This is a genomic window from Mycolicibacterium tokaiense (assembly GCF_010725885.1).
Classification (GTDB): Bacteria; Actinomycetota; Actinomycetes; order Mycobacteriales; family Mycobacteriaceae; genus Mycobacterium; species Mycobacterium tokaiense.
Window position 1 is genome coordinate 5,352,481 of record NZ_AP022600.1, and the last position, 23,032, is coordinate 5,375,512.

Here is a 23,032-nt window from a genome sequence, read left to right on the forward strand (position 1 = left end):
GTCGCAGCTTCTCTCGGAAGAATATAATATAGCGACATGCCGTCCGCTACCCCAGAACCACGATTCACTCGCCGCCCCGACCGCTGCGAGGGCTCGCCCTCCCGGACCGGCACCATCCGCGGCCTGGCCGTTATCCTCCGAGGATGACCCCGTCTGAGGATCTGCGCCGGGCGCGGTCCGGCGATGCCGACGGCGGCCCCACCACCGTCACCCAGCGCCTGGTGGTGGCACTGCGCAGCCGGATCCTGGCCAACGACCTCGAGCCCGGATCTCGCATCGTCGTCGACGATATTCGCAACCGCTACAAGGTTTCTCACATCCCGGTGCGCGAGGCGCTACGAACCCTCGAAGGAGAGGGACTGATCAGCAGCATCCCCAACCACGGGGCGCGGGTCACCGAACTGAGCGCCGACGAGATCGACGGGCTCTACGATCTGCGGCTCATCATCGAGACCGCGTTGATCGGGCGTGCCTGCACAGTGAAAACCGACGAGGATGTGGCCGCCGCCAAACACGCACTGGATGCCATGAACCGGTTGGACCCGGTGGGCGAGCCGGTCCGATTCCAGGATGCGCACCGAGACTTTCACGCAGCGTTGATTCTGCCGGCCACCACCGAGGTGTCTCGTCAGACCCTGGAACCCATCTGGCAGCGGGTACAGCGCTACCTCGTGCAGATGTACCGCCTGCCGGTCGTCGCGCCGCGCGGCATGGTCCAGCATCCACGGATCTTCGAAGCCTGGGCTGCCGGGGATCAGGAGTGCGTGTCACTGCTCGCCCAGCATCTCCGCGGCGGCCGCACTCAGATGGCAAAAGCGCTTGTGGTGCAACCCTGCTGCGGTTCTGACGACTGATCGCGGTTTCGGACACGCCGCGGTCAGCCGGTCGGCTGATCAACGCGGTCGAGATAGAACCGCACCGAAGAGATCAGCCCGTCTCGGGTGGTGGCGATGACCGGGCCGATGAACGTGACCGGCTCACCCGAGGTCTTGGTGCCCGTCATCTCCCACTCCGACCACAGCTCGTCGTCGTGGGTTGCGGTGCGCAGGATCCTGGCGTTGAGGTTCGGCGCCAGCGCGTACATCGCCGTCCAGTTTTCCAGAACCTGATCGGTGCCGGTGAAGCTGCGTTCGGGGTGGTGGGGCAGCTCAGAGCGGAAGTCGGGGGTGAAGCAGTTCGCCACCTGTTGCGGATCACCGGAGTTGATGGCTTCCCGCAGCCGCTCGAGCGCCTGCGGGACGGGCGCGTCGGGCGTTGTGCTGGTGCCGCACGCCGCCATGGTGATCGCGACACAGCCGGTGAATGCCGCGTACAGAAGCCTCTTGCCGAACACGTCCACGCCCCTTCCACCGGTCATCACGGAGTCCTCCCCTACCCAAACACGGGTGATTCGGGGAGCATTCCATCTCCGCAGATGCCCGCCTCTGCGCGACACCTCAGCGACAGCGGCGGTATGTCGGCGGCGTGTGCCAAGGTGCGGACATGAGCCACGGGATCCCGGTGCGGGGCATCGAGTTGCGCTACCTGCTGACCACGTACCTTTTCGACCACGGACCCTCGACCGTCGATGAGCTGATTGACGGCTTGGCCCTCCAGGGTTTCGACGTGGTCGGTCGGCCGTCCAAAGCGGTCTCGGACGCGTTGCGGTGGGAGATGAGACACCACCGGGTGGCCCGGTCCGAACGCGGCGTGTACCGACCGGGTGTACTGCCTCGGTCCACCGAGTACCGCATCGACCAACGGGTGCTTGCTCTGCGTGCGCGCGCAGCAGCGATTCCGCGCGAGGCGGCGTGAGACATGTCGCTGAATTGTCGCTCAGAGACGGGCACTTCAGCGATCTCGGCGGCCGGAGGAGGGCGCCGTGACTAGCCGCCCGCCCGGTGCGCGGCGGCACTCTGATACAAGCAGATGGCCGCGGCGGCAGCCACATTGAGGCTCTCGGCTCCCCCGGACATGGGAATGGTCACCCGCACATCGGCGGCCGCGGCCACGTCGGCAGGCAGCCCGTGCGCCTCGGAGCCGAACAGCCAGGCGGTCGGCACGCTGAGATCCAACGAGTCCAGTGACCGCTCGCCGTCCAGCGTCGTCGCCATCACCACCAGCTCGGCGAACACCAGATCGCGAATCAATCCCAGGGTGTCGGAGATCGACACCACCGGGAGGGTGAAGATGCTGCCCGCCGAGGACCGCAGGCATTTCGGGTTGTAGGGATCGACGCTGTTGCCGGCCAGGATCAGCGCGGCGGCACCCATGGCGTCGGCCAGCCGGATCAACGTCCCCGCATTACCGGGATCAGAGGTCTCCACCGCAACGGCCACCAGCTGCGGCGACGCCGCCAGAATGGCCGACAGATCGACCACAGGCGTGCGGCACACCGCCACCAAGCCCACCGGAGTCACCGTGTCGGACAACGCTTTTGCGGCACGCTCGGTGACCAGCTGAACGGGTGCACCGGTCAGCAGCACCGCGAAGCGCTCCCACGCAGCCTCGGTGGCGTACACCTCCTCAACGACACCGCGCCGCAGCGATGCCTCGACGAGGTTGGGACCTTCGGCGAGAAAGCGTGCGGCGCGGCGACGTTCGGAGGCTTTCTGCAGCTTGCTCGCTGCAGCCACCCGGTTGGAGCGCTCGGTGAGCGTCAGGCAGCTTCTCCGGCAGGAGCGTTGACATCCGCGGGCAGCGCGGCCTTGGCCACCTCGACCAGAGCGGTGAACGCGGCGGGATCGCTGATGGCGATCTCCGACAGGTTCTTGCGGTCCACCTCGACGCCGGCCAGGTTCAGACCCTGGATCAAGCGGTTGTAGGTGATGTCGTTGGCGCGGGCCGCAGCGTTGATCCGCGAGATCCACAGCTTGCGGAACTCACCCTTGCGGGCCCGGCGATCCCGGTACGCGTAGGTCAGCGAGTGCAGCTGCTGCTCTTTGGCCTTGCGGTACAGGCGTGACCGCTGTCCGCGGTAGCCCTTGGACGCCTTGAGTACTGTGCGCCGCTTCTTCTGGGCGTTGACTGCGCGCTTGACGCGTGCCATGTGATGTTCCTCGTTCTATCTAATCGGGCAAAAGGTCTGTGGGTCTAGCCGTTGAGCATGGCTTTGACACGCTTGGTGTCGGTGGCAGCCACAACGGTGCGGCCGTCGAGGCGACGGGTGCGCTTGGTGGCCTTGTGCTCGAGCAGGTGGCGCTTGTTCGCCTTCTGCCGCACCACCTTGCCGGTGCCGGTGGTACGGAAACGCTTGGAAGCGCCGCTGTGGGTCTTTGCCTTGGGCATGGGGATCCTCAGTTCTGCTGGGTGGTGTCTGGGTTGTCGGTCGGCTGCGGAGCCGGGCCGCCGGAGCGAGGCGCCGGGGTGTCCGCGTCCTGGGCGGCCTTGGCGCGGGTCTTGGCACCGCGGTGCGGGGCCAGCACCATCGTCATGTTGCGACCGTCCTGCTTGGCGGACGTCTCCACGAAGCCGTAGTCGGCGACGTCGGCGCCCAGACGCTGCAACAGCCGGAAGCCCAACTCGGGCCGCGACTGCTCGCGTCCGCGGAACATGATCGTCACCTTGACCTTCGAACCGGCTTCGAGGAAGCGGACGACGTGACCCTTCTTGGTCTCGTAGTCGTGCGGGTCGATCTTGGGACGCAGCTTCTGTTCCTTGACGACGGTCTGCTGCTGGTTCTTGCGAGATTCACGCTCTTTGAGTGCCGTCTCGTACTTGAACTTGCCGTAGTCCATGATCTTGCAGACCGGCGGCTTGGCGTCTGGCGCCACTTCGACGAGGTCGAGATCGGCATCGGCGGCTACGCGCAGAGCATCTTCGATGCGCACGATGCCAACCTGCTCGCCACCCGGTCCGATCAAACGGACCTCGGGTACGCGGATGCGCTCGTTGATGCGAGTCTCAGTGCTGATGGGGCCTCCCTGGTTTGTTCCACTGTCGTAGACCGACAGACAGAAGTGAAACCACGTCATCAGCAAAAAAGCCCTGCACGGAGCAGGGCCCAAAGCCGACCGGTCGCGGGATGAACCGCCTGCGCATCGCGCAGAAACGACATCTAGGATGTCGGTGACCGGACCGTTGCACCTGTGCGGTGAACGGTGGGAGTGGGACTCCACTTGCTGTCCTGGCGTGAGCCGGGACGGTCGCGCATGGAAGTCTACCAGGCATGACCGAAGATCCCAGAATCGCTGCAGACGCCGATCCAGCCGAGGTGCGCGAGCTCGCCGAGGTGCCCGCAGTCGAGGTGATCACCAGGTCAGCGGTGATGCTCATGAGTGCCGCCGCCGAGAAGCTCGGACTGTCCCATCCCGATCCCGACGACAGCCCGTTCCGCGATCTGGACGAGGCGCGCCGGCTCATCACCGCGCTGGCCGGCCTGGTGACCGCCTCCGTCGAGTATCTGGGCCCCCACGCCGGTCCGGTCCGCGACGGTCTCAAGAGTCTGCAGCTGGCGTTTCGCGAAGCCAGCGCCCACCCCGACGAGCCGGGCAAAGGTCCCGGCGAGAAGTACACCGGCCCGGTCTGGTAGCCAACCGGGGGTTTCTCCAGGATATTTGCGGAGCCTGCGCATATCCTCCCGGCCATGACCCTCGTCGACCGCCCGGTCCACAAGACGCCTGCCCGCTTCAGCTGGGTCCCCGCGGCGGCCGGGTGGACCGTCGGCGTCATCGCCACGCTCTCGCTGCTGGCCAGCGTCTCGCCGCTGGTCAGACACATCATCCGGATCCCGCGGGAGTTCGTCGACGATTACATTTTCAACTTCCCCGACACCAGCTTCGCCTGGGCGTTCGTGCTGGCGCTGCTGGCCGCGGCACTGGCCGCCCGCAAACGCATCGCCTGGTGGATCCTGGTGCTGTACATGCTCGCTGCGACGCTGGTGAACATCGCCGAACTGCTCACCGGTGGCGAACCGGTGGGCGAGGAGATCGGCGAGGTGATCGGTCTGGTGTTCCACGCCGCCGCGATCGTCTTCCTGATCGTCGCCCACCGGCAATTCTGGGCGCGGGTGCGCCGGGCCGCGCTGGTCAAGGCCGCGGGAACCCTGTTGGCCGGGATGGCACTGGGGATCGGCATCGGGTGGGGCCTGCTCGAGCTGTTCCCCGGAACGCTGGAGCGCGACTACCGCCTGGCCTATGCGCTGAACCGGGTGGTGGCCTTCGCCGGAGTCGACAGCGGCGCCTTCGACGGGCAACACCCCAGCGTCATCATCAACGCCCTGCTCGGCCTGTTCGGAGCACTGGCGCTGATGGTCGCCGCGGTGGTGCTCTTCCGGTCGCAGCAAGCCGACAACGCACTGACCGGCGAGGACGAGTCGGCCATCCGCGGCCTGCTCGAGGTCTTCGGCAAGAACGACTCACTCGGCTACTTCGCCACCCGCCGCGACAAATCGGTGGTCTTCGCTCCGGACGGCCGGGCGGCCATCACCTACCGGGTCGAGGTCGGGGTGTGTCTGGCCAGTGGGGATCCGGTGGGCGATCCCCGCGCCTGGCCGGCCGCCATCGACGCGTGGCTGCGGCTGTGTGAGGCCTACGGGTGGGCCCCCGGGGTGATGGGCGCCAGCGCCCAGGCCGCGCAGGCCTTCCGCGACGCCGGCCTGCACGCACTCGAACTCGGCGACGAAGCCATCCTGTACCCGGACCGCTACAAGCTGTCCGGCCCGGACATGAAGCCGGTGCGCCAGGCCGTCACCCGCGCACGCCGTGCCGGGCTGACGGTGCGGATCCGTCGGCACCGCGAGCTGTCCGCCGAGGAACTCACGCAGGTGATCGAACGCGCCGACGAATGGCGCGACACCAACACCGAACGCGGGTTCTCCATGGCCCTGGGCCGCCTCGGTGATCCCGCCGACGCCGACTGCCTGCTGGTGGAGGCGGTGCAGGGTGACCAGACCGTCGCGATGCTGTCACTGGTCCCGTGGGGCAGCAACGGCGTGTCCCTGGACCTGATGCGCCGATCCCGCCAATCTCCCAACGGCACCGTCGAACTGATGGTCAGCGAGTTGTGTCTGCAGGGCGAGAATTTCGGCATCACACGGATCTCGCTGAACTTCGCGATGTTCCGTTCGGCGTTCGAGGAGGGTGCGCAGTTGGGCGCCGGACCGGTGGCCCGCCTGTGGCGGGGGCTGCTGGTCTTCTTCTCCCGCTGGTGGCAGCTGGAGACGCTCTACCGCTCGAACATGAAATACCAGCCGGAATGGGTGCCGCGGTTCGCGTGCTACGAGGACGCCCGGCTGATCCCGCGGGTGGGTGTGGCGTCGGTGATCGCCGAAGGCTTCCTGGTGCTGCCCTTCACCCGCCGCACCGAACAACACACCGGCCAGCACTCGGCGGTGCCCGCGGCACTGGCGAACACCGGCGCACTGCACGACGACGGCAGCACCCCCGGCGCGGCGGCGCTGCCTGCGGACCCGACCCAGGAGTCCGGTACGCCGCGGCTGCCGGAACAGGTGCGGGTCCGGATGGCGAAGCTGAAGTGGTTGCAGGACAACGGCATCGACGCCTATCCCGTAGGTCAGGAACCCAGCCACACCGTGGCCTCCGCGCTGGCCGAGACCGATGGCACCGAGGTCACCGTGGCCGGGCGGATCCTGCGACTGCGCGACTACGGCGGTGTGTTGTTCGCCCAGGTGCGCGACTGGTCGGGCGAGACGCAGGTCCTGCTGGACAATTCCGCGCTCGCCACCGCCGAGTTCACCGCCGCCATCGATCTCGGCGATCTGGTCGAGGTGAGCGGCGTGATGGGCGTGAGCCGCACCGGCACCCGCTCGGTTCTGGTGGCATCGTGGCGGCTGATCGGCAAGTGCCTGCGCCCGCTGCCGGACAAGTGGAAGGGCCTGACCGACCAGGAAGCGCGGGTGCGGGCGCGGTACGTGGACCTGGCCATCAACACCGAAGCCCGCGACCTCATCCGGGCTCGCAGCCAGGTGCTGCACGCCATCCGGGAGACGTTGTTCGACAAGGGTTTCCTGGAGGTCGAGACCCCGATCCTGCAGCAGATCCACGGCGGGGCCAACGCCCGCCCATTCACCACGCACATCAACGCCTACGACCTCGATCTGTACCTGCGGATCGCACCGGAGCTGTATCTCAAACGGCTCTGCGTCGGCGGCGTGGAGCGGGTGTTCGAACTGGGCCGCGCGTTCCGCAACGAGGGAGTGGACTTCAGCCACAACCCCGAGTTCACCCTGCTGGAGGCCTATCAGGCGCACGCCGACTACCTGGTGTGGATCGACGGCTGCCGCGAGTTGATCCAGAACGCGGCGATGGCCGCCAACGGCGCCCACGTGATCATGCGCCCGGGCCCGGACGGCACCCTGGAACCTGTTGACATCTCCGGGCAGTGGGCGGTCAAGACGGTGCACGACGCGGTGTCGGACGCACTGGGCGAGCACATTGACGTCGACACCGACGTGCCCGCACTGCGCAGGCTCTGCGACGCCGCCGCCATCCCGTACCAGACCCATTGGGACGCCGGAGCGGTGGTGCTCGAGATGTACGAGCATCTGGTGGAAGACCGCACCGAGGCACCCACCTTCTACACCGACTTCCCTGCCTCGGTGTCCCCGCTGACCCGCCCGCACCGCAGCAAGCCGGGTGTGGCCGAGCGGTGGGATCTGGTGGCGTGGGGGGTCGAGCTGGGCACCGCCTACAGCGAGCTCACCGACCCGGTGCTGCAGCGGCGGCGGCTGCACGAACAGTCGATGCTGGCCGCCGGCGGTGATCCCGAGGCGATGGAACTGGACGAGGACTTCCTGCAGGCCCTGGAATACGCGATGCCGCCGACCGGTGGTCTCGGCATGGGGGTGGACCGCATCGTCATGATGATCACCGGGCGCAGCATCCGCGAAACCCTGCCGTTCCCCCTGGCCAAACCCCGCTGAGTTCACAGCCGCCTCGCAGCGACCCTTAAGAATCGCGGGTCACGATGACGGAGTGTCGATTTCGTTGCTGCACGGTGTGGTGCCCCTTGCGACGCAGGCGGCCGCCGCCACCACCTTGGCGTTGGCCATCGGCTGGCGCACCCGGCGGTGGCGTCGGGTACTGCTGCCCCTGAGCGTCGTCATCGGCATCGGGGTGACGCTGTGGCTGTACTGGTACATCTCCGATGAGGGTTGGGGCGACACCCCACCACCGCGCGGGCTGTGGGTGTGGGTGGCCCTGACCGGGTTCGCCGCCGCGGTGCTGGTGCTCGGCTGGCGCAGTGCCGCCCACTGGCGACGGGCGGTCACCGTGCTGGCGGTGCCGCTGTGCGTGCTGAGCGCGGCGCTGAGCGTCAACCTCTGGGTGGGTTACGTGCCCGATGTGCAAGCCGGTTGGAACCAGCTGACCGCCGGACCCCTGCCCGACCAGATCAACGCCACCGACGTCACCGCCCTGGTGGCCAACACCCGCACACAGCATCAGCTCCCGGCCAAGGGCCGGGTGGTCGAGGTGAGCGTCCCCGACGACGCGTCACACTTCACCCACCGCGACGAATACGTGTATCTGCCACCGGCCTGGTTCGCCACCAGTCCCCCGCCCGAGTTGCCGGCCGTGGTGATGATCGGCGGCGAATTCAACACTCCCGCAGACTGGCTGCGCGCAGGCAACGCGATCAATACCCTGGACGCCTATGCGGCCGCTCATCAGGGCAACGCGCCGGTGACCGTCTTCGCCGACGTGGTGGGCACGTTCCACAACGACACCGAGTGCGTCAACGGACCGCGCGGCAACGCCGCCGACCACATCACCAAAGATCTTGTCCCGTACGTTGAATCACACTTCGGCGTGAGCGACGACGCGAGCCGGTGGGGTGTTGCGGGGTGGTCCATGGGTGGCACCTGTGCCGTGGACCTCGCAGCCATGCACCCCGATCAGTTCGGCGCGTTCGACGACATGGCAGGCGACATCGCACCCAACGCGGGCGACCCAAGTCAGACCCTGGCCCGGCTCTATGGCGGCAACGCCGCCGCCGAAGCGAGCTTCGATCCCGTCACGGTGATGCAGTCACACGGAAAGTACACCTCGACCGCCGGCCTGTTCGTCAGTCCGCTGCCCCAGTTCAGCCAGGCCAGCCAGGCGCAAGCCGCCCAGACTCTGAACACCGCCGCGCACAATGCCGGCATCGACAGCTCCGTGGTGCCGCTGCCCGGCAATCACGACTGGGGTTTTGCCGCAACCGCATTCGCCAACTCCCTGCCGTGGCTGGCCACCGCGTTGCACACGCCCTCGGCGTCGGCGAGCACCCTGACGTCCTAACATCGGCCCAACAGCGACCGTGGTGTGCTGAGACCTCCCTATCTGAGGAGGATTCCCATGCGCACCACCATCGTGACCACCACTGCCCTGGCCGCACTGACTGCCGCTACGCTGACCATGCCCGCGGCGTCGGCGTTGCCGCTGGACGGCCCGCTGATCCAGACCAGCTGCACGTACCCCCAACTCGAAGCGGCACTGCGGGCCGAAGCACCGCGCGCCGCGGACAGGCTGGCCGCCAACCCCGGCGCACAGAACCGGGTGCAGGAACTGCTGGGCCTGCCCGTCGATCAGCGCCGAGAACGCATCCAGGGTTTCCTGGACCGCAACCCCGACATGGCCAGGATCGCCGAAGAGCGCCGCGCCTCCCCCGCCGGCCAGGAGATGACGGCGCGGATGGAGCGGGTGGCCCAGACCTGCCCGAACTACTGAGCGGGCAGGGTGACCGTGACCACCAGGCCCCCGTCGGGCCGGGCGATGACCTCCAGCCCGCCGTGGTGTGCGCGCACGATGGAACGCACGATCGACAATCCGAGGCCCGCGCCGCGTGGCCGGGTGCTGTCAGTCGATTCGGCGATCCGGTCGCCACCGGGACGGCGGAACGGCTCCAGCAGCCCGTCGACCGCCGCCGCTGCAATCACCGGCCCGGAGTTCTCCACCGTCAACTGCGCCCCGTCCCGGTGCGCCTGCACCGCTACCCGGACCCACCCCGACTCCGGCACGTTGTGCCGAATCGCGTTGTCCACCAGGTTCTGTGCCAGCCGCTCCAGCAACACCCGGTCCCCGAGTGCGGTGGCCTCGGCGATCGTCATCACCACGTCGACGCGGGCGCGCCGGGCTTCCGGCTCGGCCACCCCAACAGCGCGGCGCACCACGTCGCCGAGATCCACCGGCACCCGCTGCGCCAAACCCTCCTCGCTGGCCGCCAAGGTGATGAGCCCCTCGATGAGGCGCTCATGTCGCCGATTGACCTGCAACAGAGTGGCCCCCAGTCGGCGGGTGTCTTCGGACACGCCGGAGTCCTCGAGTGCCACTTCGATCAGCGTCCGGTTGATCGTGAGCGGGGTCCGCAGTTCGTGGGAGGCGTTGGCCACGAAGCGCCGCTGGCCGTCGAACGCCCGGTCGAGGCGTTCCAGCATGGCATCGAAGGTGTCGGCCAGATCCTTGATCTCGTCGTCAGGTCCCTGCAAGGCGATGCGTTCGTGCAGGTTGCGATCAGCGACCCGGCGGGCCGTACCGGTGATGTGCTGCAGCGGGGCCAACGCCCGGCCGGCCATCAACCACCCGAAGCCGACCGCGGCGATGCCGGTGACCCCCAGCGACGCCAACGACCACACCAGCATGGTGCGCATCGTCTCGTGCCGCTGCTGTTCGGCCTGGGCGACGATGGCCTCGAACAGATCGTTGGCCAACGGCTTGTCCGGCAGCTCGTTGCGGTTGAGGAACTGGCGCACCAGCCCCTGCACCGCGGCGCCGGGACGACGGTCCAGCGTCTGCTCCAGGTTGAAGTACATCACCGCCACCAGCACCGCGCCGGCGAAGAAGAACGCGCCCCCGTAGAGCAGGGCCAGCCGCCAGCGAATGGTCGAGCGCCTCATGAGAGTCGGTATCCCACACCTGGTTCGGTGTCGATGACGGCGGGCTCTCCCAGTTTTCGGCGCACCATCATGATGGTGTAGCGCACCACCCCGGTGAATGGGTCGGTGTTCTCGTCCCAGGCCTTCTCCAGCAGCTGTTCTGCGGAGACCACCCCGCCGTCGGCCCGCAACAATTCCTCCAGCACCGCGAACTCCTTGCGCGACAGCGCGATCGGACGTCCATCGCGCGTCACTGCATGGCTGTGCGGGTCGAGCCGGATGCCTGCGCGTTCCAGCACCGTGGGCGCAGCAGGGCGGGCCCGTCGCGACAGCGCCTGAACCCGGGCCACCAGTTCAGCAAAGGCGAACGGTTTGGTGAGGTAGTCGTCGGCACCGAGGCCCAGGCCCGCCACCCGCTCGTCGACCCGGGCGGCGGCGGTCAGCATCAGCACCCGAGCTGCACCGCCTGAGCCCGCCAGCTCCACGCACACCTCGTCCCCGGAGCGTCGCGGCAGGTCCCGGTCGAGCACGATCACGTCGTAGTCGTTGACGGTGGCCCGCTCCAGAGCGGCCTCCCCGTCGTAGACCACGTCGACGGCCAGGGCATGGCGCCGCAGCCCCGTGGCGATCGCGTCGGCCAACAGTTGTTCGTCTTCCACCACCAGCACCCGCATCAGACCATCCTCCCTGGACGAGGTGTTGGGGGCGTGTGAGGGCGCCGCACAGCGGTACCGTGAGGCCATGCCGGACGAACCTGTTGAGGAACCCGTCATCGACGCCGAACTGGTGCCGCCCGCCGAGCCGGGGCCGGTGGCCCCCGAGGAGACCGGGTACACCCCGGGCGGGGTGCCCACCTTCGACATGGTGCGCGAGAAGATCGAGACCCGGGCCGGCACTGCGATCGGCGCGGCCGAGCTGGATGCTGCGACGCCGGAAGGCCGCAGCGTCGAGGAGCAGTACGAGGCCCGGCAACGGGCCGCCGCCGAACGGCTGGCCCAGATCCGCGCGCAGATGAAGTCGGACAACAGCTGAGGACGTTCACCGTCGCCGAACGCCGGGCACGGCTGGCGCAACGGCATTTCCTCGGCGAACCGAATGCCGACCTGTCCATCCCCGCGATGACGGCGGCGCTGGTCGGCTGGCACGCCACCGACCCCGCGACGCCGTACCTGTCGTTGTGGGCGCGGCGCCCCGACTTCCGCAGGGCTGCACTCGATGCTCAGCTGTATGAGCACCGGACGCTGGTCAAACAGCTGGCAATGCGGCGCACGCTGTGGCTGGTCAACGCCGCGAATCTGCCCGTGATCCTGCCCGGCGCCAGCGACCGCGTGGCGGCCACCGAGCGCCGCCGGCTGATTGCCGACGTCGAATCTGCCGGCGTGGCCGCCGATGGTGCAGCCTGGCTGGAAGCGGCCTCGGCCGCGGTGCTGACGTACCTGGGCGAACACGGCCACGCCAGCAGCACCGAGCTGCGCACCGCACTGCCCGAACTCACCGGGACCTACAACCCGGCCCCCGGCAAGGCCTACGGAGCGGTCGGGCACATCGCTCCGCGGGTCATGACCGTGCTGGCCGTGCACGGAGACATCGTCCGCGGGCCCAACGACGGCTCGTGGATCACGTCCCGACCACGCTGGGTGGGCGCCGAGCAGTGGGTGGGCCCCGTGCAGCGACGGCCCGCCGAGCAGGCACGAGCCGCACTGGTGCACACGTGGCTAGGGGCCTTCGGACCGGCCACCCTCACCGACGTCAAGTGGTGGTTCGGCAGCACCCTGACCGCCTGCCGCGCGGCGCTGCAGGCCGCGGGGGCTGTCGAGGTGGATCTGGACGGGGCGCCCGGTTATGCCCTGGCCGACGACCTGGAGCCCGTGCCGGCGCCCGACCACTGGGTGGCGCTGCTGCCCAGCCTGGACATCACCACCATGGGCTGGTTCGAGCGCGACTGGTACCTAGGAGCCCACCGCACCCACCTGTTCGACACCAACGGCAACGCCGGCCCCACCGTCTGGCACAACGGCCGGGTGATCGGCGCCTGGAACCAGGACACCGAGGGCCGGGTGCAGCTGGAACTGCTCGAGGACCCCGGCGCCCACACACGAAAAGCACTGCAGCGCAAGGCCACCGAGCTTACCGAATGGTTGGCGGGAACCACGGTCAGTCCGCGGTTCCCGTCACCGCTGTCGAAGACAATCGCTAGGCGCTGACCTTGCGTTTGCGGGGTGCCCGCTTTGCCGCGGGCTTGACCACCGGCGCTTCGAGCACCTCACGCAGGAACTTGCCGGTGTAGCTCTCCGGGACCGCTGCCACATCCTCCGGGGACCCCTGCGCGACGACCGTGCCGCCGCCGGATCCGCCCTCGGGACCCATGTCGATGATCCAGTCCGAGGTCTTGATGACATCGAGGTTGTGTTCGATCACGATCACCGAATTACCTTTGTCCACAAGGCCGTTGATCACCTTGAGCAGCTTGCGGATGTCCTCGAAGTGCAACCCGGTGGTGGGCTCGTCCAGGATGTACACGGTGCGCCCGGTGGAGCGCTTCTGCAACTCGGCGGCCAGCTTGACGCGCTGCGCCTCACCACCGGAGAGGGTCGGCGCGGGTTGGCCGAGCCGCACATACCCCAGACCCACGTCGACCAGGGTCTTGAGATAGCGGTGGATCGAGCTGATGGGCTCGAAGAACTCGGTGGCCTCCTCGATGGGCATGTCCAACACCTCGGAGATGGTCTTGCCCTTGTAGTGCACCTCGAGGGTCTCGCGGTTGTAGCGCGCGCCGTGGCACACCTCGCACGGCACGTACACGTCGGGCAGGAAATTCATCTCGATCTTGATGGTGCCGTCACCCGAACAGGCCTCGCAGCGGCCACCTTTGACGTTGAACGAGAAGCGGCCCGGCTGGTAGCCACGGACCTTGGCCTCCGTGGTCGCGGCGAACAGCGTGCGGATCTTGTCGAAGACGCCGGTGTAGGTGGCCGGGTTGGACCGCGGCGTGCGACCGATCGGCGACTGATCGACACGAACCAGCTTGTCGAGATGATCCAGCCCGTTGATGCGGGTGTGCCGGCCGGGAACCTGACGGGCGCCGTTGAGCTTGTTGGCCAGCACCGAGGCCAGGATGTCGTTGACCAGGGTGGACTTGCCCGACCCCGACACCCCGGTGACCGAGGTCAACACACCCAGCGGGAAGGCGACGTCGATGCCCTGGAGGTTGTGCTCGCGGGCCCCCACGACGGTGAGCTGGCGCTTGTGGTCGATCGGCCGCCGGATGGCGGGCACCTCGATGCGCTCCTTGCCCGACAGATAGGCGCCGGTGATGGACTTGGCATTGGCCAGCAGATCGGGGTAGGTCCCGCTGTGTACCACCTGCCCACCGTGTTCGCCGGCCGCCGGACCGATGTCGACCACCCAGTCGGCGTGCGCGATGGTGTCCTCGTCGTGCTCGACGACGATCAGCGTGTTACCGAGATCCCGTAGGCGCGTGAGGGTTTCGATCAACCGGCGATTGTCGCGCTGGTGCAGCCCGATGGACGGTTCGTCCAACACATAGAGCACCCCGGCCAGACCCGAACCGATCTGCGTGGCCAACCGGATGCGCTGCGCCTCGCCGCCGGACAGCGTGCCGGCGGCGCGCTCGAGTGACAGGTAGTCGAGGCCGACGTCCAGCAGGAAGCCCAGCCGCGACTGCACCTCTTTGAGCACCTGCCCGGCGATGGCCGCCTCCCGGGGGCCTAGGGTCAGGGCGTTGAGGAAGTCTGAACAGTCGGCCACCGACAGCGCACAGACCTCGGCGATGGACTTGCCGCCCCAATCGCCCGCGGACAACGTGACCGCGAGAATCTCGGGCTTGAGCCGGGTGCCGTTGCAGACCGGGCAGGGAACGTCGCGCATGAACCCGTCGTAGCGTTCCTTCATCTGCTCGGAGTCGGTCTGCTCCATGCGACGCTGCAGGAACGCCATGACACCTTCGAAGTCCGCGTAATACGACCGGGTGCGTCCGTACCGGTTCTTGTACTTCACGTGCACCTGGTGGTCGGAGCCCTCCAGGATGGCCTTGCGCGCCTTGGCGGGGAGTTTGCGCCACGGCGTGTTGACGTCGAAGCCCATCGCGTCACCCAGACCCGACATCATCCGGGTGAAGTACTCCGAGGTCTGGCCCATGGACCACGGCGCCACGGCGCCCTCGGCCAGGGTGAGCTCGGGGTCGGGCACCACCAATTCGGGGTCGACCTCTTTACGGATGCCCAGGCCCACACATTCCGGGCAGGCGCCGTAGGGCGAGTTGAAGGAGAACGACCGGGGTTCCAGGTCGTCGACGGCCAGAGCGTGGCCATTGGGGCACGCCAGTTTCTCGGAGAAGCGCTGCTCCCGGTGCGGCGCGTCTTCTTCCTGGTCCACGAACTCCAGCACGACGATGCCGTCGGCCAGACCCAGTGCGGTCTCCACCGAGTCGGTGAGGCGCTGCTTGGAGGAGGCCTTGACGGCAAGACGGTCGACGACCACCTCGATGTCGTGCTTCTCCTGCTTCTTCAGCTTCGGCGGATCGGTGAGCGGATACACCGTGCCGTCCACCCGGACCCGGCTGTAGCCCTGCGTGTTGAGCTTCTCGAACAGGTCGACGAACTCACCCTTGCGGGTACGCACCACGGGCGCCAGCACCTGGAAGCGCAGACCTTCGTCCATGGCCAGCACCTGGTCGACGATCTGCTGGGGTGTCTGCTTGGCGATTTTCTCGCCGCAGACCGGGCAGTGCGGACTGCCGGCGCGCGCGTACAGCAGGCGCAGGTAGTCGTACACCTCGGTGATGGTGCCCACGGTGGACCGCGGGTTGCGGTTGGTGGACTTCTGGTCGATGGACACCGCGGGCGACAAACCCTCGATGAAATCGACGTCCGGTTTGTCCATCTGCCCGAGGAACTGGCGCGCATACGCCGACAACGACTCGACATACCGACGTTGCCCCTCGGCGAAGATCGTGTCGAACGCCAGCGACGACTTGCCGGACCCCGACAGTCCGGTGAAGACGATCAGCGCGTCGCGGGGCAGGTCGAGGTCGATACTGCGCAGGTTGTGCTCGCGCGCACCCTTGACGATCAGGCGCTCAGCCACCCGGTACCTTTCTACGTGTTTCTGCAGTTCATGGCAGGTTCCCCCGAACCTCCACAGACGTCGCGGTCCATGCTATGTCGACCCACCGACAACCTTCCGTGCCGGTTCGCCGAGCCAGTAGGCTCGGGCACCATGACTGTCATCGCTGACCAGTACACCGGCCACGTCGATCCCGGCACCGGCGCGCGCCGAACCCTGCCCGCAGCTTCGGTGGTCAAGGTCTCGGTGGGCCCGATGGACAACAACGCGTACCTGGTCACCTGTTCCCAGACCGGGCAGTCGCTACTCATCGACGCCGCCAACGATGCCGAGACGCTGCTCGAGGTCATCGGAGCCCATGCTCCGCAGTTGGCGTTGATCGTCACCACCCATCAGCACTTCGACCACTGGCAGGCGCTGGAAGCGGTGGCCGGCGCCACCGGGGTGCCGACCGCGGCCAGCGCCGTCGACGGCAAGGAGTTGCCGGTGGCACCCGCCCGGCAGCTGGCCGACGGCGACACCATCAGTATCGGAAACCTGACCTTCGACGTGATCGCGCTGCGCGGCCACACTCCCGGCTCGGTCGCCCTGGCTCTGGGCGGTGACGCCACCGGCGGTGTCACCCACCTGTTCACCGGCGACTGCCTGTTTCCGGGCGGGGTCGGCAAGACGTGGCAGCCCGGGGATTTCGAGACGCTGCTCGGCGATGTGACCACCAAGGTGTTCGACGTCTATGACGACACGACGGTGGTCTACCCCGGCCACGGTGATGACACCACGCTGGGCGCCGAGCGTCCGCACCTCGGCGAATGGCGCGAGCGCGGCTTCTGAGCCCTAGGTGGTGTGGACGATCAGCACGTCCGTCTTGGACCGCCGAGCCACGTTGGCCGGGACCGAGCCCAGCAGCCGACCCGCGATGGTGCTCAACCCGACGTTGCCGACCACCAGCAGGTCGGCCTTGACCTCATCGGCCAACTCGACCAGGGCATCGACGGGCGCCCCGACGATGGGGCGCTCCTCGATGTTGGCCGCACCCGCAGCCTTGGCGCGGTCCTTGGCCTCACGCAGGATCGCGTAGATGGGCGCATTACCGGAGACCTTGTAGGCCTCGTCCTTGAGGACGTCGGCGCCGCGGGAGTCTTCTGCCGAGGGGAAGTAGGCGGTGGCGATGATGACCTTCGCACCGGGATCCGAGGCGAGGGCACCGGCCCGGTCGACGGCACGCAGGGACGAATCCGAACCATCGGTGCCGACCACCACGGTCTTGTAGCCGCTCATCCATGTCCTCCCACAGTTCATTGACAAAGCAGTTCAGTGACAAAGCCAACCGAAACAGTAACCCGTTCTCGGCTGACGCCGGGTGCGTTTCGCGGACACATCAACCGGCATCGACGCGCAAATCAGCTCCCCGACCTGCGCAAAAAGCGCCACCACCGCACGTGGGGTGAGCTTGCCGACACGTGTCAAGCGTCTCACGCACGTGGTTGCCCGAGCCACAACCGAGCGAGGGCGTGAGTCGGACCACCTGCGGCACAGCGAAACTGGACAATGTTCTTCTGGCGCGCCGAGACCCGCGTGCCAAGATCAGTGCATGACGCTGTTCCTGGTTCGTTCCGCGGTGACGGGATTCGCCCTCTGGGTGGTCACGCTACTGGTGCCCGGCATCTACTTCGTCGGCGGTGAGGACAGCACCCTGGCCCGGGCTGGGATCATCTTCGTGGTGGCGGTGGTCTTCGGCCTGGTCAACGCGATCATCAAGCCCATCGTGCAGCTCGTCGCCCTCCCGCTCTACATCCTGACTCTGGGGCTGATCCACATCGTCATCAACGCGTTGATGCTGTGGATCACCTCGTGGATCACCCGCAACACCACTCACTGGGGCCTGGATGTCGATGAGTTCTGGTGGACGGCCATCTGGGGCGCCATCGTCTTGTCCGTCGTCAGTTGGCTGCTGTCGCTTCTGATTCCGGACGCCACCCGCAGCTAGCTGCGGGTGGCGCGCGGGGTCAGCCCCAGTCCTCCCGGCGATCTGCGGGCGGGTTACCCGGCAGGGTCACGCCATCGGCATCGGTGGCTGTCGCCGACCAGCTGGTGCCCTCGCAGATGAAGCTGGTGGGATTCAGCGGGATGTTGTCCGGCACCGGCACGGGGATTCCCGGGATCTCGGGCAGGTCCAGTCCCGGCTGCGGGAACAGGCTGGCGAACCCGGAGGCGTTGGCCGGCGGCGCACCGAGCGTCGGCTGCGGGATCAGGCTGGTGACCCAGGACGACGTGGTACCCAGCACCGGCAGCACGCCCGGAGGCATCTGCGAGGCCTGATCGAACACCTGCGCACCGGGTGTTCCCGGAGCTGGCGGCGTCGTCAGACCCAGATCGGTGGCTGCCGAGGACCCGGGGATCGGACCCGTCGGCGGCGTGTTGATCTGGATGCCGGTCGGGATGCTGCTGCCCGGGCCACCGGGGCCCGGCGGAACCGCACCCGGGCCACCGGTGGGCACACCACCACCGGGCACCCCCGGCGCCGGCGGAGTCACACCCGGAACACCGGTCGGCACACCACCACCGGGCACCCCCGGTCCCGGCGGAGTCACACCCGGAACACCGGTCGGCACACCACCACCGGGCACCCCCGGTCCCGGCGGAGTCACACCCGGAACACCGGTCGGCACACCACCACCGGGCACCCCCGGCGCCGGCGGGTTGCCGATGCCGATGCCGGTGGGGATTCCCGCCGGAGGTCCGCCGACCACGGCGGGGGCGCCTGCGGGCGCACCCAGGCCGGCGGCGTCGGCGACCGGCGCGCCGGCAGCATCGACCACGGGGGCACCGGGAAGACCTGCCGCACCACCGGGAGCACCGCCGGGCCCGGCATCGACGCCGGCGCCCTCACCGGCACCACCGGCGGGAGCGGCCAGCCCGGAGGCATCCGCGACCGGGGCACCACCCGGGGCACCGGGCGGCGGGACCGGCGCACCTCCGGCGTCCGCGACGGGAGCACCGGCAGGCAGACCGCCGGGGGGCACCGCACCGGCGCCGGGGAAACCGGCGGGCACCGCGGGCGTACCGGGGCCAGGAGGTGTCACGACGGCGCCGGTGTCACCGAACGGCGCGCCGGGCGTACCGGGTCCGGGAGGCGTCACCACCCCACCGTTGTCCCCCACCGGAACACCGGGCGTGCCCGGGCCCGGAGGCGTCACCACACCACCGTTGTCCCCCACCGGAACACCGGGCGTGCCCGGGCCCGGAGGCGTCACCACACCACCGTCATCACCAGCGGGCGCACCGGGGGTACCGGGGCTGGGCGGGGTGACCACGTTGCCGGTTTCGACCACCGGCGCACCGGGCGTGCCCGGTGCCGGCGGGGTCGCCACACCGGCGTTGTCCACGACGGGCGCACCCGGGACGCCGGGAGCCGGCGGGGTCGAGATGCTGGTGTCGCGCAGGGTCGGCACCGCGGGATCCACCGGCGCCGGCGGGGTGGAGATGCTGCCGGAGTCGACGATCGGCGCACCGGGTCCACCGGGGACCGGCGGGGTCACGATGTTGTTGGGCTGCAAGCTCGGCGTGGCCGGGTAGCTGCCCCCCGGCGGGATGTTGATGCGCGGCGGTTCGACGGTCCGCAGCTCGGGTTCGACCGGCTCGCCGGGGTTGAAGCCGATGTAGGGCGTGATCCGCGGCTCACCCGGCGTCCCGGGTGTGCCGGGCGTGACGATCTGACGGGTCTCGACCGACGGCTCACCCGGGGTGGGCGGGGTGCCCGGCGTGAAGTCGGCACGGTTCTCCCCTGCCGGTGCCCCCGGCAGCGGAGGTGCGGGCGGCGTCGAGACATTGCCGTTCTCGACCACCGGCACGCCCGGGACACCGGGTGCGGGCGGGGTCACGACGTTGCCGATGTCGACCGCGGGGATGCCTGGGGTTCCCGGGGCCGGCGGGTGCACCACGGCGCCGCTGTCGAACACCGGCGCGCCGGGAGCGCCCGGGGCGGGCGGCGTTGCCGCAGAACCGTTGTCCACCACCGGGACACCGGGACCACCGGGTGCGGGCGGGGCCACCACACCACCGTTGTCCACCACCGGCACGCCCGGAGCGCCCGGGGCGGGCGGCGTTGCCGCAGAACCGTTGTCCACCACCGGGACACCGGGACCACCGGGTGCGGGCGGGGCCACCACACCACCGTTGTCCACCACCGGAACACCCGGAGCACCCGGGGCGGGCGGTGCCACGAGGCCGCCGTTGTCACCCACCGGGATGGCGGGAGCACCCGGTCCGGGGGGCGCGACGACGCCACCGTTGTCCAGTACCGGGGCGGCCGGGATCGGGGGCGCCGGAGGCGGTCCCGCCTCGACGACACCACCGGTGGGGATGGGCGGCGCGCCCGCGGGGGCCGGCGCGACACCGGCAGAGGCGTCCATCACGGGCAGACCCTCGACACCGGGCGCCGCGGCGGGCGCACCCGCGCCACCACCGACGCCCTCACCTGCGCCTTCACCCGCTCCGCCGGCACCCAGCGCGCCGGCATCCGCGATCGGGGCACCCGCAGCGCCGGGGCCACCGGCGCCGGCGGCGTCGACAACCGGCGCGCCACCGGGAGGCAGCGCGGTGTCGATGGCTCCGCCGGTCGGGATCGCCGGAGCACCGGGAGCGGGCGGCAGGGGGCCGGCCGAGGAATCGATGGCCGGCAGCGCTGGGCCACCGGGGCCGGGAGGCAGGCCTGCCCCCGACGAATCAACAAGGGGCGCACCCGGAGTACCGGGTACCGGCGGCGTGCCACCCGAGACCGGAGTGGCCGCCGGGCCACCCGGAGTGCCGGGACCACCCGGCAGGACACCGGTGGTCGACTCCACACCGGGGGCGCCGGGCGCACCGGGAACCGGGGGCGTGCCACCCGAGACCGGAGTGGCCGCCGGACCACCCGGAGTACCGGGACCACCCGGCAGGACACCCGTCGTCGAGTCGACCACGGGAGCGCCCGGAGCACCCGGAACCGGCGGCGTCCCACCTGAGGTGGAGGTCACCGCGGGGCCACCGGGGGTACCCGGGACACCCGGCAGCGCGGCCCGGGTCGAGGAGGGGGCGGGCCCGCCGGGATAGCCCGGCAGGTTCGGGGTCACCCGCGCCGTCGAATCGGCCGCATTGCCGCCGAGCAGTCCGGGCGACCCGGGCATCAGATTCGTCGTCGACGTCAGCAGCTGGTCCGGAGACATCCCGGGTGAACCCACACCGGGGACCACCGTCGTGATGTCCTGCACCGAGCCCGGAGTGCCGGGGGTCGCGGGGCCGAAATCCTTCAGAATGCCCACGCACGGAATGCCGGGGCTGGCCGGAGCTTCGGCGAGCATCATCGTCAGCGGAGTGACGAGCTGAACCGCCCACAAGCACCCTGCTGTGGCAGCGGCGCCTATGGCGATGCGATTCGTGGTCTTTGACATGTTCTCCCCGGCTCCTCGTACAGCGGCGTTCGCTGGAGAACGTATCCAGGGTTCACGGCTTTGCCCGTTCGACAATTCGGGGGGTTATGGAACCGTTGCCAAGCAGTGGCGGTCCGGTTACCCCACGGAGCGTTTTACTGCGGTTTTGCCTGCTGACACGATCTCCGTGAACATCCCGCCGGCGTGTCGCGTGTCCCACATCCGAGAGTGGTCGGGGCTCGCGGCGTGTCGCGCCGGGTAAATACACGTTAGCCATTTAGCACCACGCCCACGTCCGTGCCAGTCCCTACACAGCACAACGGCGCGGCACCCGGATACCCCGGACGCCGCGCCGTTGTGCCGAGAGGGCCGCTCAGCCCTCCCGCATGTCGAGCACGGGGGTGGGACGTTGGAAGCCGCGGGTGACCACCAACAGCCAGAGGAATCCGACGGCCAGCCAGATGAGTCCCAGTGTCAGCGCGGTGCCCGACAGACTGGTCCACAGCCACACCGTGAGTACGAAGCCGATTCCCGGGAGCACCAGGTTGTTGAGCACGTTCTTCTCGCCCGCATCGATGAAGTAGTGCTTGATCACCGTCAGGTTGACCGCGGAGAACGCCACCAGGGCGCCGAAGCTCACCACCGACGCCAGCAGCGCGAGGTCGATGACCACCGCGAGCAGGGAGATCACCGACACCACCAGGATGGCCCACGTGGGCGTGCTGAACTTCACCGAGACGTGCCCGAAGACCTTGCGCGGCAACACCCCGTCCCGGCCCATGGCGTAGAGGATGCGCGCCACCGAGGCCTGCGACGTCAACGCCGAACCGGTGGCACCTGCCACGTAGGCAGCGGTGAAGAATGCCGACAGGAAGGCCCCGCCGGCGGCGGTCATGACGTCCAGCGACCCGGAGTCGACGTCGGTGAACGCGTTGGACGGGAACACCAACTGCGACGCGTAGGACAAGACGATGAACAGCACACCACAGATGACGGTGGCCAGCATGATCGCCTTCGGAACGTCCCGTTTGGCGTCCTTGGCTTCCTCGGAAAGCGTTGACACGGCGTCGAATCCGAGGAACGACAGACACAGGATGGCCGCACCCGCGAGCACCGGGGCCATGCCGCCGGCGGTGCCGTCACCGGCGAACGGAGCCATCACGTCGACGGTCCCCGATCCGGAGATCGCCGCCGCCGCCATGACCAGGAACACCACGATGAAGATGGCCTGGACCGCGATGATCAGCACGTTGGCCCGCGCCACCGAGACGATGCCGATGATGTTGAGCACCGTGACCACCACGATGGTCACCACGATGATCAACCACTGGGGAATCGAGGGCACGGCTGCATTGAGGTACAGCCCGATCACCATGTAGTTGAGCATCGGCAGGAACAGATAGTCCAACAGCAGCGACCAACCGGCGAGAAAGCCGACCGGAGCACCGAAGGTCTTCTGCGTGTACGTGTAGGCGGAGCCGGCGACAGGGAACGCCCCCGCCATCCGGGCATAGGAGCGCGCGGTGAAGATCATCGCCGCCAAGGTGACGACGTAGGACAGCGGGACCCGGCCGCCGGACTCCACCGTGACGATGCCGTAGGTGGTGAACACGGTGAGCGGCACCATGTAGACCAGTCCGAACAGGACCAGCGAGGGAACCCCGAGTGCGCGGCGCAGCCTGCCCTCGTGATCCCCCGGCAGGGGCTGGCCGGCCGCGGAATTCGCGGGCGCAGTTGATGACATGGG

The 23,032-nt window shown here is 68.7% G+C and carries 21 protein-coding genes; 10 read left to right on the forward strand and 11 right to left on the reverse strand.

Features of this window, described 5'->3' with window-relative positions; translation table 11 throughout:
• Nucleotides 1-143 precede the first annotated feature (143 nt).
• Nucleotides 144-854, forward strand: a complete 711-nt coding sequence (locus G6N58_RS25870) for a GntR family transcriptional regulator (protein ID WP_115280950.1) — start codon at nt 144-146, stop codon at nt 852-854.
• A 23-nt stretch (nt 855-877) separates the two neighbouring features.
• Here the strand turns inward: G6N58_RS25870 and G6N58_RS25875 are convergent, their stop codons facing one another.
• Complete coding sequence (locus G6N58_RS25875) at nt 878-1,357, reverse strand: nuclear transport factor 2 family protein (RefSeq protein WP_115280949.1); 480 nt, start codon at nt 1,355-1,357, stop codon at nt 878-880.
• A 125-nt stretch (nt 1,358-1,482) separates the two neighbouring features.
• On the opposite strand from G6N58_RS25875, the gene G6N58_RS25880 reads away from it, so the two are divergent.
• Nucleotides 1,483-1,794, forward strand: coding sequence for a hypothetical protein (locus G6N58_RS25880; RefSeq protein ID WP_115280948.1), 312 nt, complete (start codon nt 1,483-1,485; stop codon nt 1,792-1,794).
• A gap of 71 nt (nt 1,795-1,865) precedes the next feature.
• Here the strand turns inward: G6N58_RS25880 and G6N58_RS25885 are convergent, their stop codons facing one another.
• The 4 genes from G6N58_RS25885 to infC are packed head-to-tail and all read right to left on the reverse strand — an operon-like array spanning nt 1,866 to nt 3,953.
• Nucleotides 1,866-2,615, reverse strand: a complete 750-nt coding sequence (locus tag G6N58_RS25885) for a TrmH family RNA methyltransferase (RefSeq protein WP_115280947.1) — start codon at nt 2,613-2,615, stop codon at nt 1,866-1,868.
• 23 nt (nt 2,616-2,638) lie between these two features.
• On the reverse strand, nt 2,639-3,028 hold the full coding sequence (gene rplT / locus G6N58_RS25890; protein WP_068917311.1) for a 50S ribosomal protein L20: 390 nt from the start codon (nt 3,026-3,028) through the stop codon (nt 2,639-2,641).
• Nucleotides 3,029-3,072: 44 nt separating this feature from the next.
• Nucleotides 3,073-3,267: a 50S ribosomal protein L35 gene (rpmI, locus tag G6N58_RS25895; RefSeq protein ID WP_068917312.1), complete on the reverse strand. Its 195-nt coding sequence runs from the start codon at nt 3,265-3,267 to the stop codon at nt 3,073-3,075.
• A gap of 8 nt (nt 3,268-3,275) precedes the next feature.
• Nucleotides 3,276-3,953, reverse strand: coding sequence for a translation initiation factor IF-3 (gene infC, locus G6N58_RS25900; protein ID WP_115280946.1), 678 nt, complete (start codon nt 3,951-3,953; stop codon nt 3,276-3,278).
• A 194-nt stretch (nt 3,954-4,147) separates the two neighbouring features.
• On the opposite strand from infC, the gene G6N58_RS25905 reads away from it, so the two are divergent.
• From G6N58_RS25905 to G6N58_RS25920, 4 genes are read left to right on the forward strand one after another with little or no spacing between them, the layout of a single operon-like run.
• Nucleotides 4,148-4,510: a DUF1844 domain-containing protein gene (locus tag G6N58_RS25905; protein ID WP_115280945.1), complete on the forward strand. Its 363-nt coding sequence runs from the start codon at nt 4,148-4,150 to the stop codon at nt 4,508-4,510.
• A gap of 54 nt (nt 4,511-4,564) precedes the next feature.
• Nucleotides 4,565-7,861 (forward strand): bifunctional lysylphosphatidylglycerol synthetase/lysine--tRNA ligase LysX, encoded by a 3,297-nt coding sequence (gene lysX, locus G6N58_RS25910; protein WP_115280944.1) that lies wholly within the window; start codon nt 4,565-4,567, stop codon nt 7,859-7,861.
• Nucleotides 7,862-7,913: 52 nt separating this feature from the next.
• A complete protein-coding gene (locus G6N58_RS25915) occupies nt 7,914-9,218 on the forward strand; it encodes an alpha/beta hydrolase-fold protein (RefSeq protein ID WP_232068010.1) in 1,305 nt (434 codons plus the stop codon).
• Nucleotides 9,219-9,275: 57 nt separating this feature from the next.
• Nucleotides 9,276-9,647, forward strand: coding sequence for a hemophore-related protein (locus tag G6N58_RS25920; RefSeq protein WP_115280943.1), 372 nt, complete (start codon nt 9,276-9,278; stop codon nt 9,645-9,647).
• Here G6N58_RS25920 and G6N58_RS25925 read toward each other — a convergent pair.
• Together G6N58_RS25925 and G6N58_RS25930 are read right to left on the reverse strand one after the other, a co-directional pair.
• On the reverse strand, nt 9,641-10,813 hold the full coding sequence (locus tag G6N58_RS25925) for a sensor histidine kinase (protein WP_115280942.1): 1,173 nt from the start codon (nt 10,811-10,813) through the stop codon (nt 9,641-9,643). The two genes, G6N58_RS25920 and G6N58_RS25925, sit on opposite strands and share 7 nt — an antisense overlap.
• Nucleotides 10,810-11,466, reverse strand: coding sequence for a response regulator transcription factor (locus G6N58_RS25930; RefSeq protein ID WP_115282057.1), 657 nt, complete (start codon nt 11,464-11,466; stop codon nt 10,810-10,812). Before G6N58_RS25930 ends, G6N58_RS25925 begins: the two co-directional genes overlap by 4 nt.
• A gap of 67 nt (nt 11,467-11,533) precedes the next feature.
• Here G6N58_RS25930 and G6N58_RS25935 point away from each other — a divergent pair, with 67 nt between their 5' ends.
• Nucleotides 11,534-11,824, forward strand: a complete 291-nt coding sequence (locus tag G6N58_RS25935; RefSeq protein WP_115280941.1) for a PspA/IM30 family protein — start codon at nt 11,534-11,536, stop codon at nt 11,822-11,824.
• Entirely contained in the window at nt 11,821-12,996 is a 1,176-nt protein-coding gene (locus tag G6N58_RS25940; RefSeq protein ID WP_115280940.1) for a winged helix DNA-binding domain-containing protein, read from the forward strand. The genes G6N58_RS25935 and G6N58_RS25940 overlap by 4 nt, the downstream gene beginning before the upstream one ends.
• Here G6N58_RS25940 and uvrA read toward each other — a convergent pair.
• A complete protein-coding gene (uvrA, locus tag G6N58_RS25945; protein WP_115280939.1) occupies nt 12,986-15,898 on the reverse strand; it encodes an excinuclease ABC subunit UvrA in 2,913 nt (970 codons plus the stop codon). The genes G6N58_RS25940 and uvrA overlap by 11 nt on opposite strands.
• A gap of 132 nt (nt 15,899-16,030) precedes the next feature.
• Here uvrA and G6N58_RS25950 point away from each other — a divergent pair, with 132 nt between their 5' ends.
• Nucleotides 16,031-16,708: an MBL fold metallo-hydrolase gene (locus G6N58_RS25950; RefSeq protein ID WP_115280938.1), complete on the forward strand. Its 678-nt coding sequence runs from the start codon at nt 16,031-16,033 to the stop codon at nt 16,706-16,708.
• 3 nt (nt 16,709-16,711) lie between these two features.
• On the opposite strand, the gene G6N58_RS25955 is transcribed toward G6N58_RS25950, so the two are convergent.
• Nucleotides 16,712-17,155 (reverse strand): universal stress protein, encoded by a 444-nt coding sequence (locus tag G6N58_RS25955; RefSeq protein WP_115280937.1) that lies wholly within the window; start codon nt 17,153-17,155, stop codon nt 16,712-16,714.
• A gap of 313 nt (nt 17,156-17,468) precedes the next feature.
• On the opposite strand from G6N58_RS25955, the gene G6N58_RS25960 reads away from it, so the two are divergent.
• Nucleotides 17,469-17,864, forward strand: coding sequence for a phage holin family protein (locus G6N58_RS25960; RefSeq protein ID WP_115280936.1), 396 nt, complete (start codon nt 17,469-17,471; stop codon nt 17,862-17,864).
• 19 nt (nt 17,865-17,883) lie between these two features.
• Here G6N58_RS25960 and G6N58_RS31130 read toward each other — a convergent pair whose 3' ends face one another.
• Both G6N58_RS31130 and G6N58_RS25970 read right to left on the reverse strand, forming a co-directional pair.
• A complete protein-coding gene (locus G6N58_RS31130) occupies nt 17,884-21,252 on the reverse strand; it encodes a hypothetical protein (protein WP_163908418.1) in 3,369 nt (1,122 codons plus the stop codon).
• A gap of 406 nt (nt 21,253-21,658) precedes the next feature.
• Nucleotides 21,659-23,029, reverse strand: a complete 1,371-nt coding sequence (locus tag G6N58_RS25970) for an APC family permease (RefSeq protein ID WP_115280935.1) — start codon at nt 23,027-23,029, stop codon at nt 21,659-21,661.
• Nucleotides 23,030-23,032 lie beyond the last annotated feature (3 nt).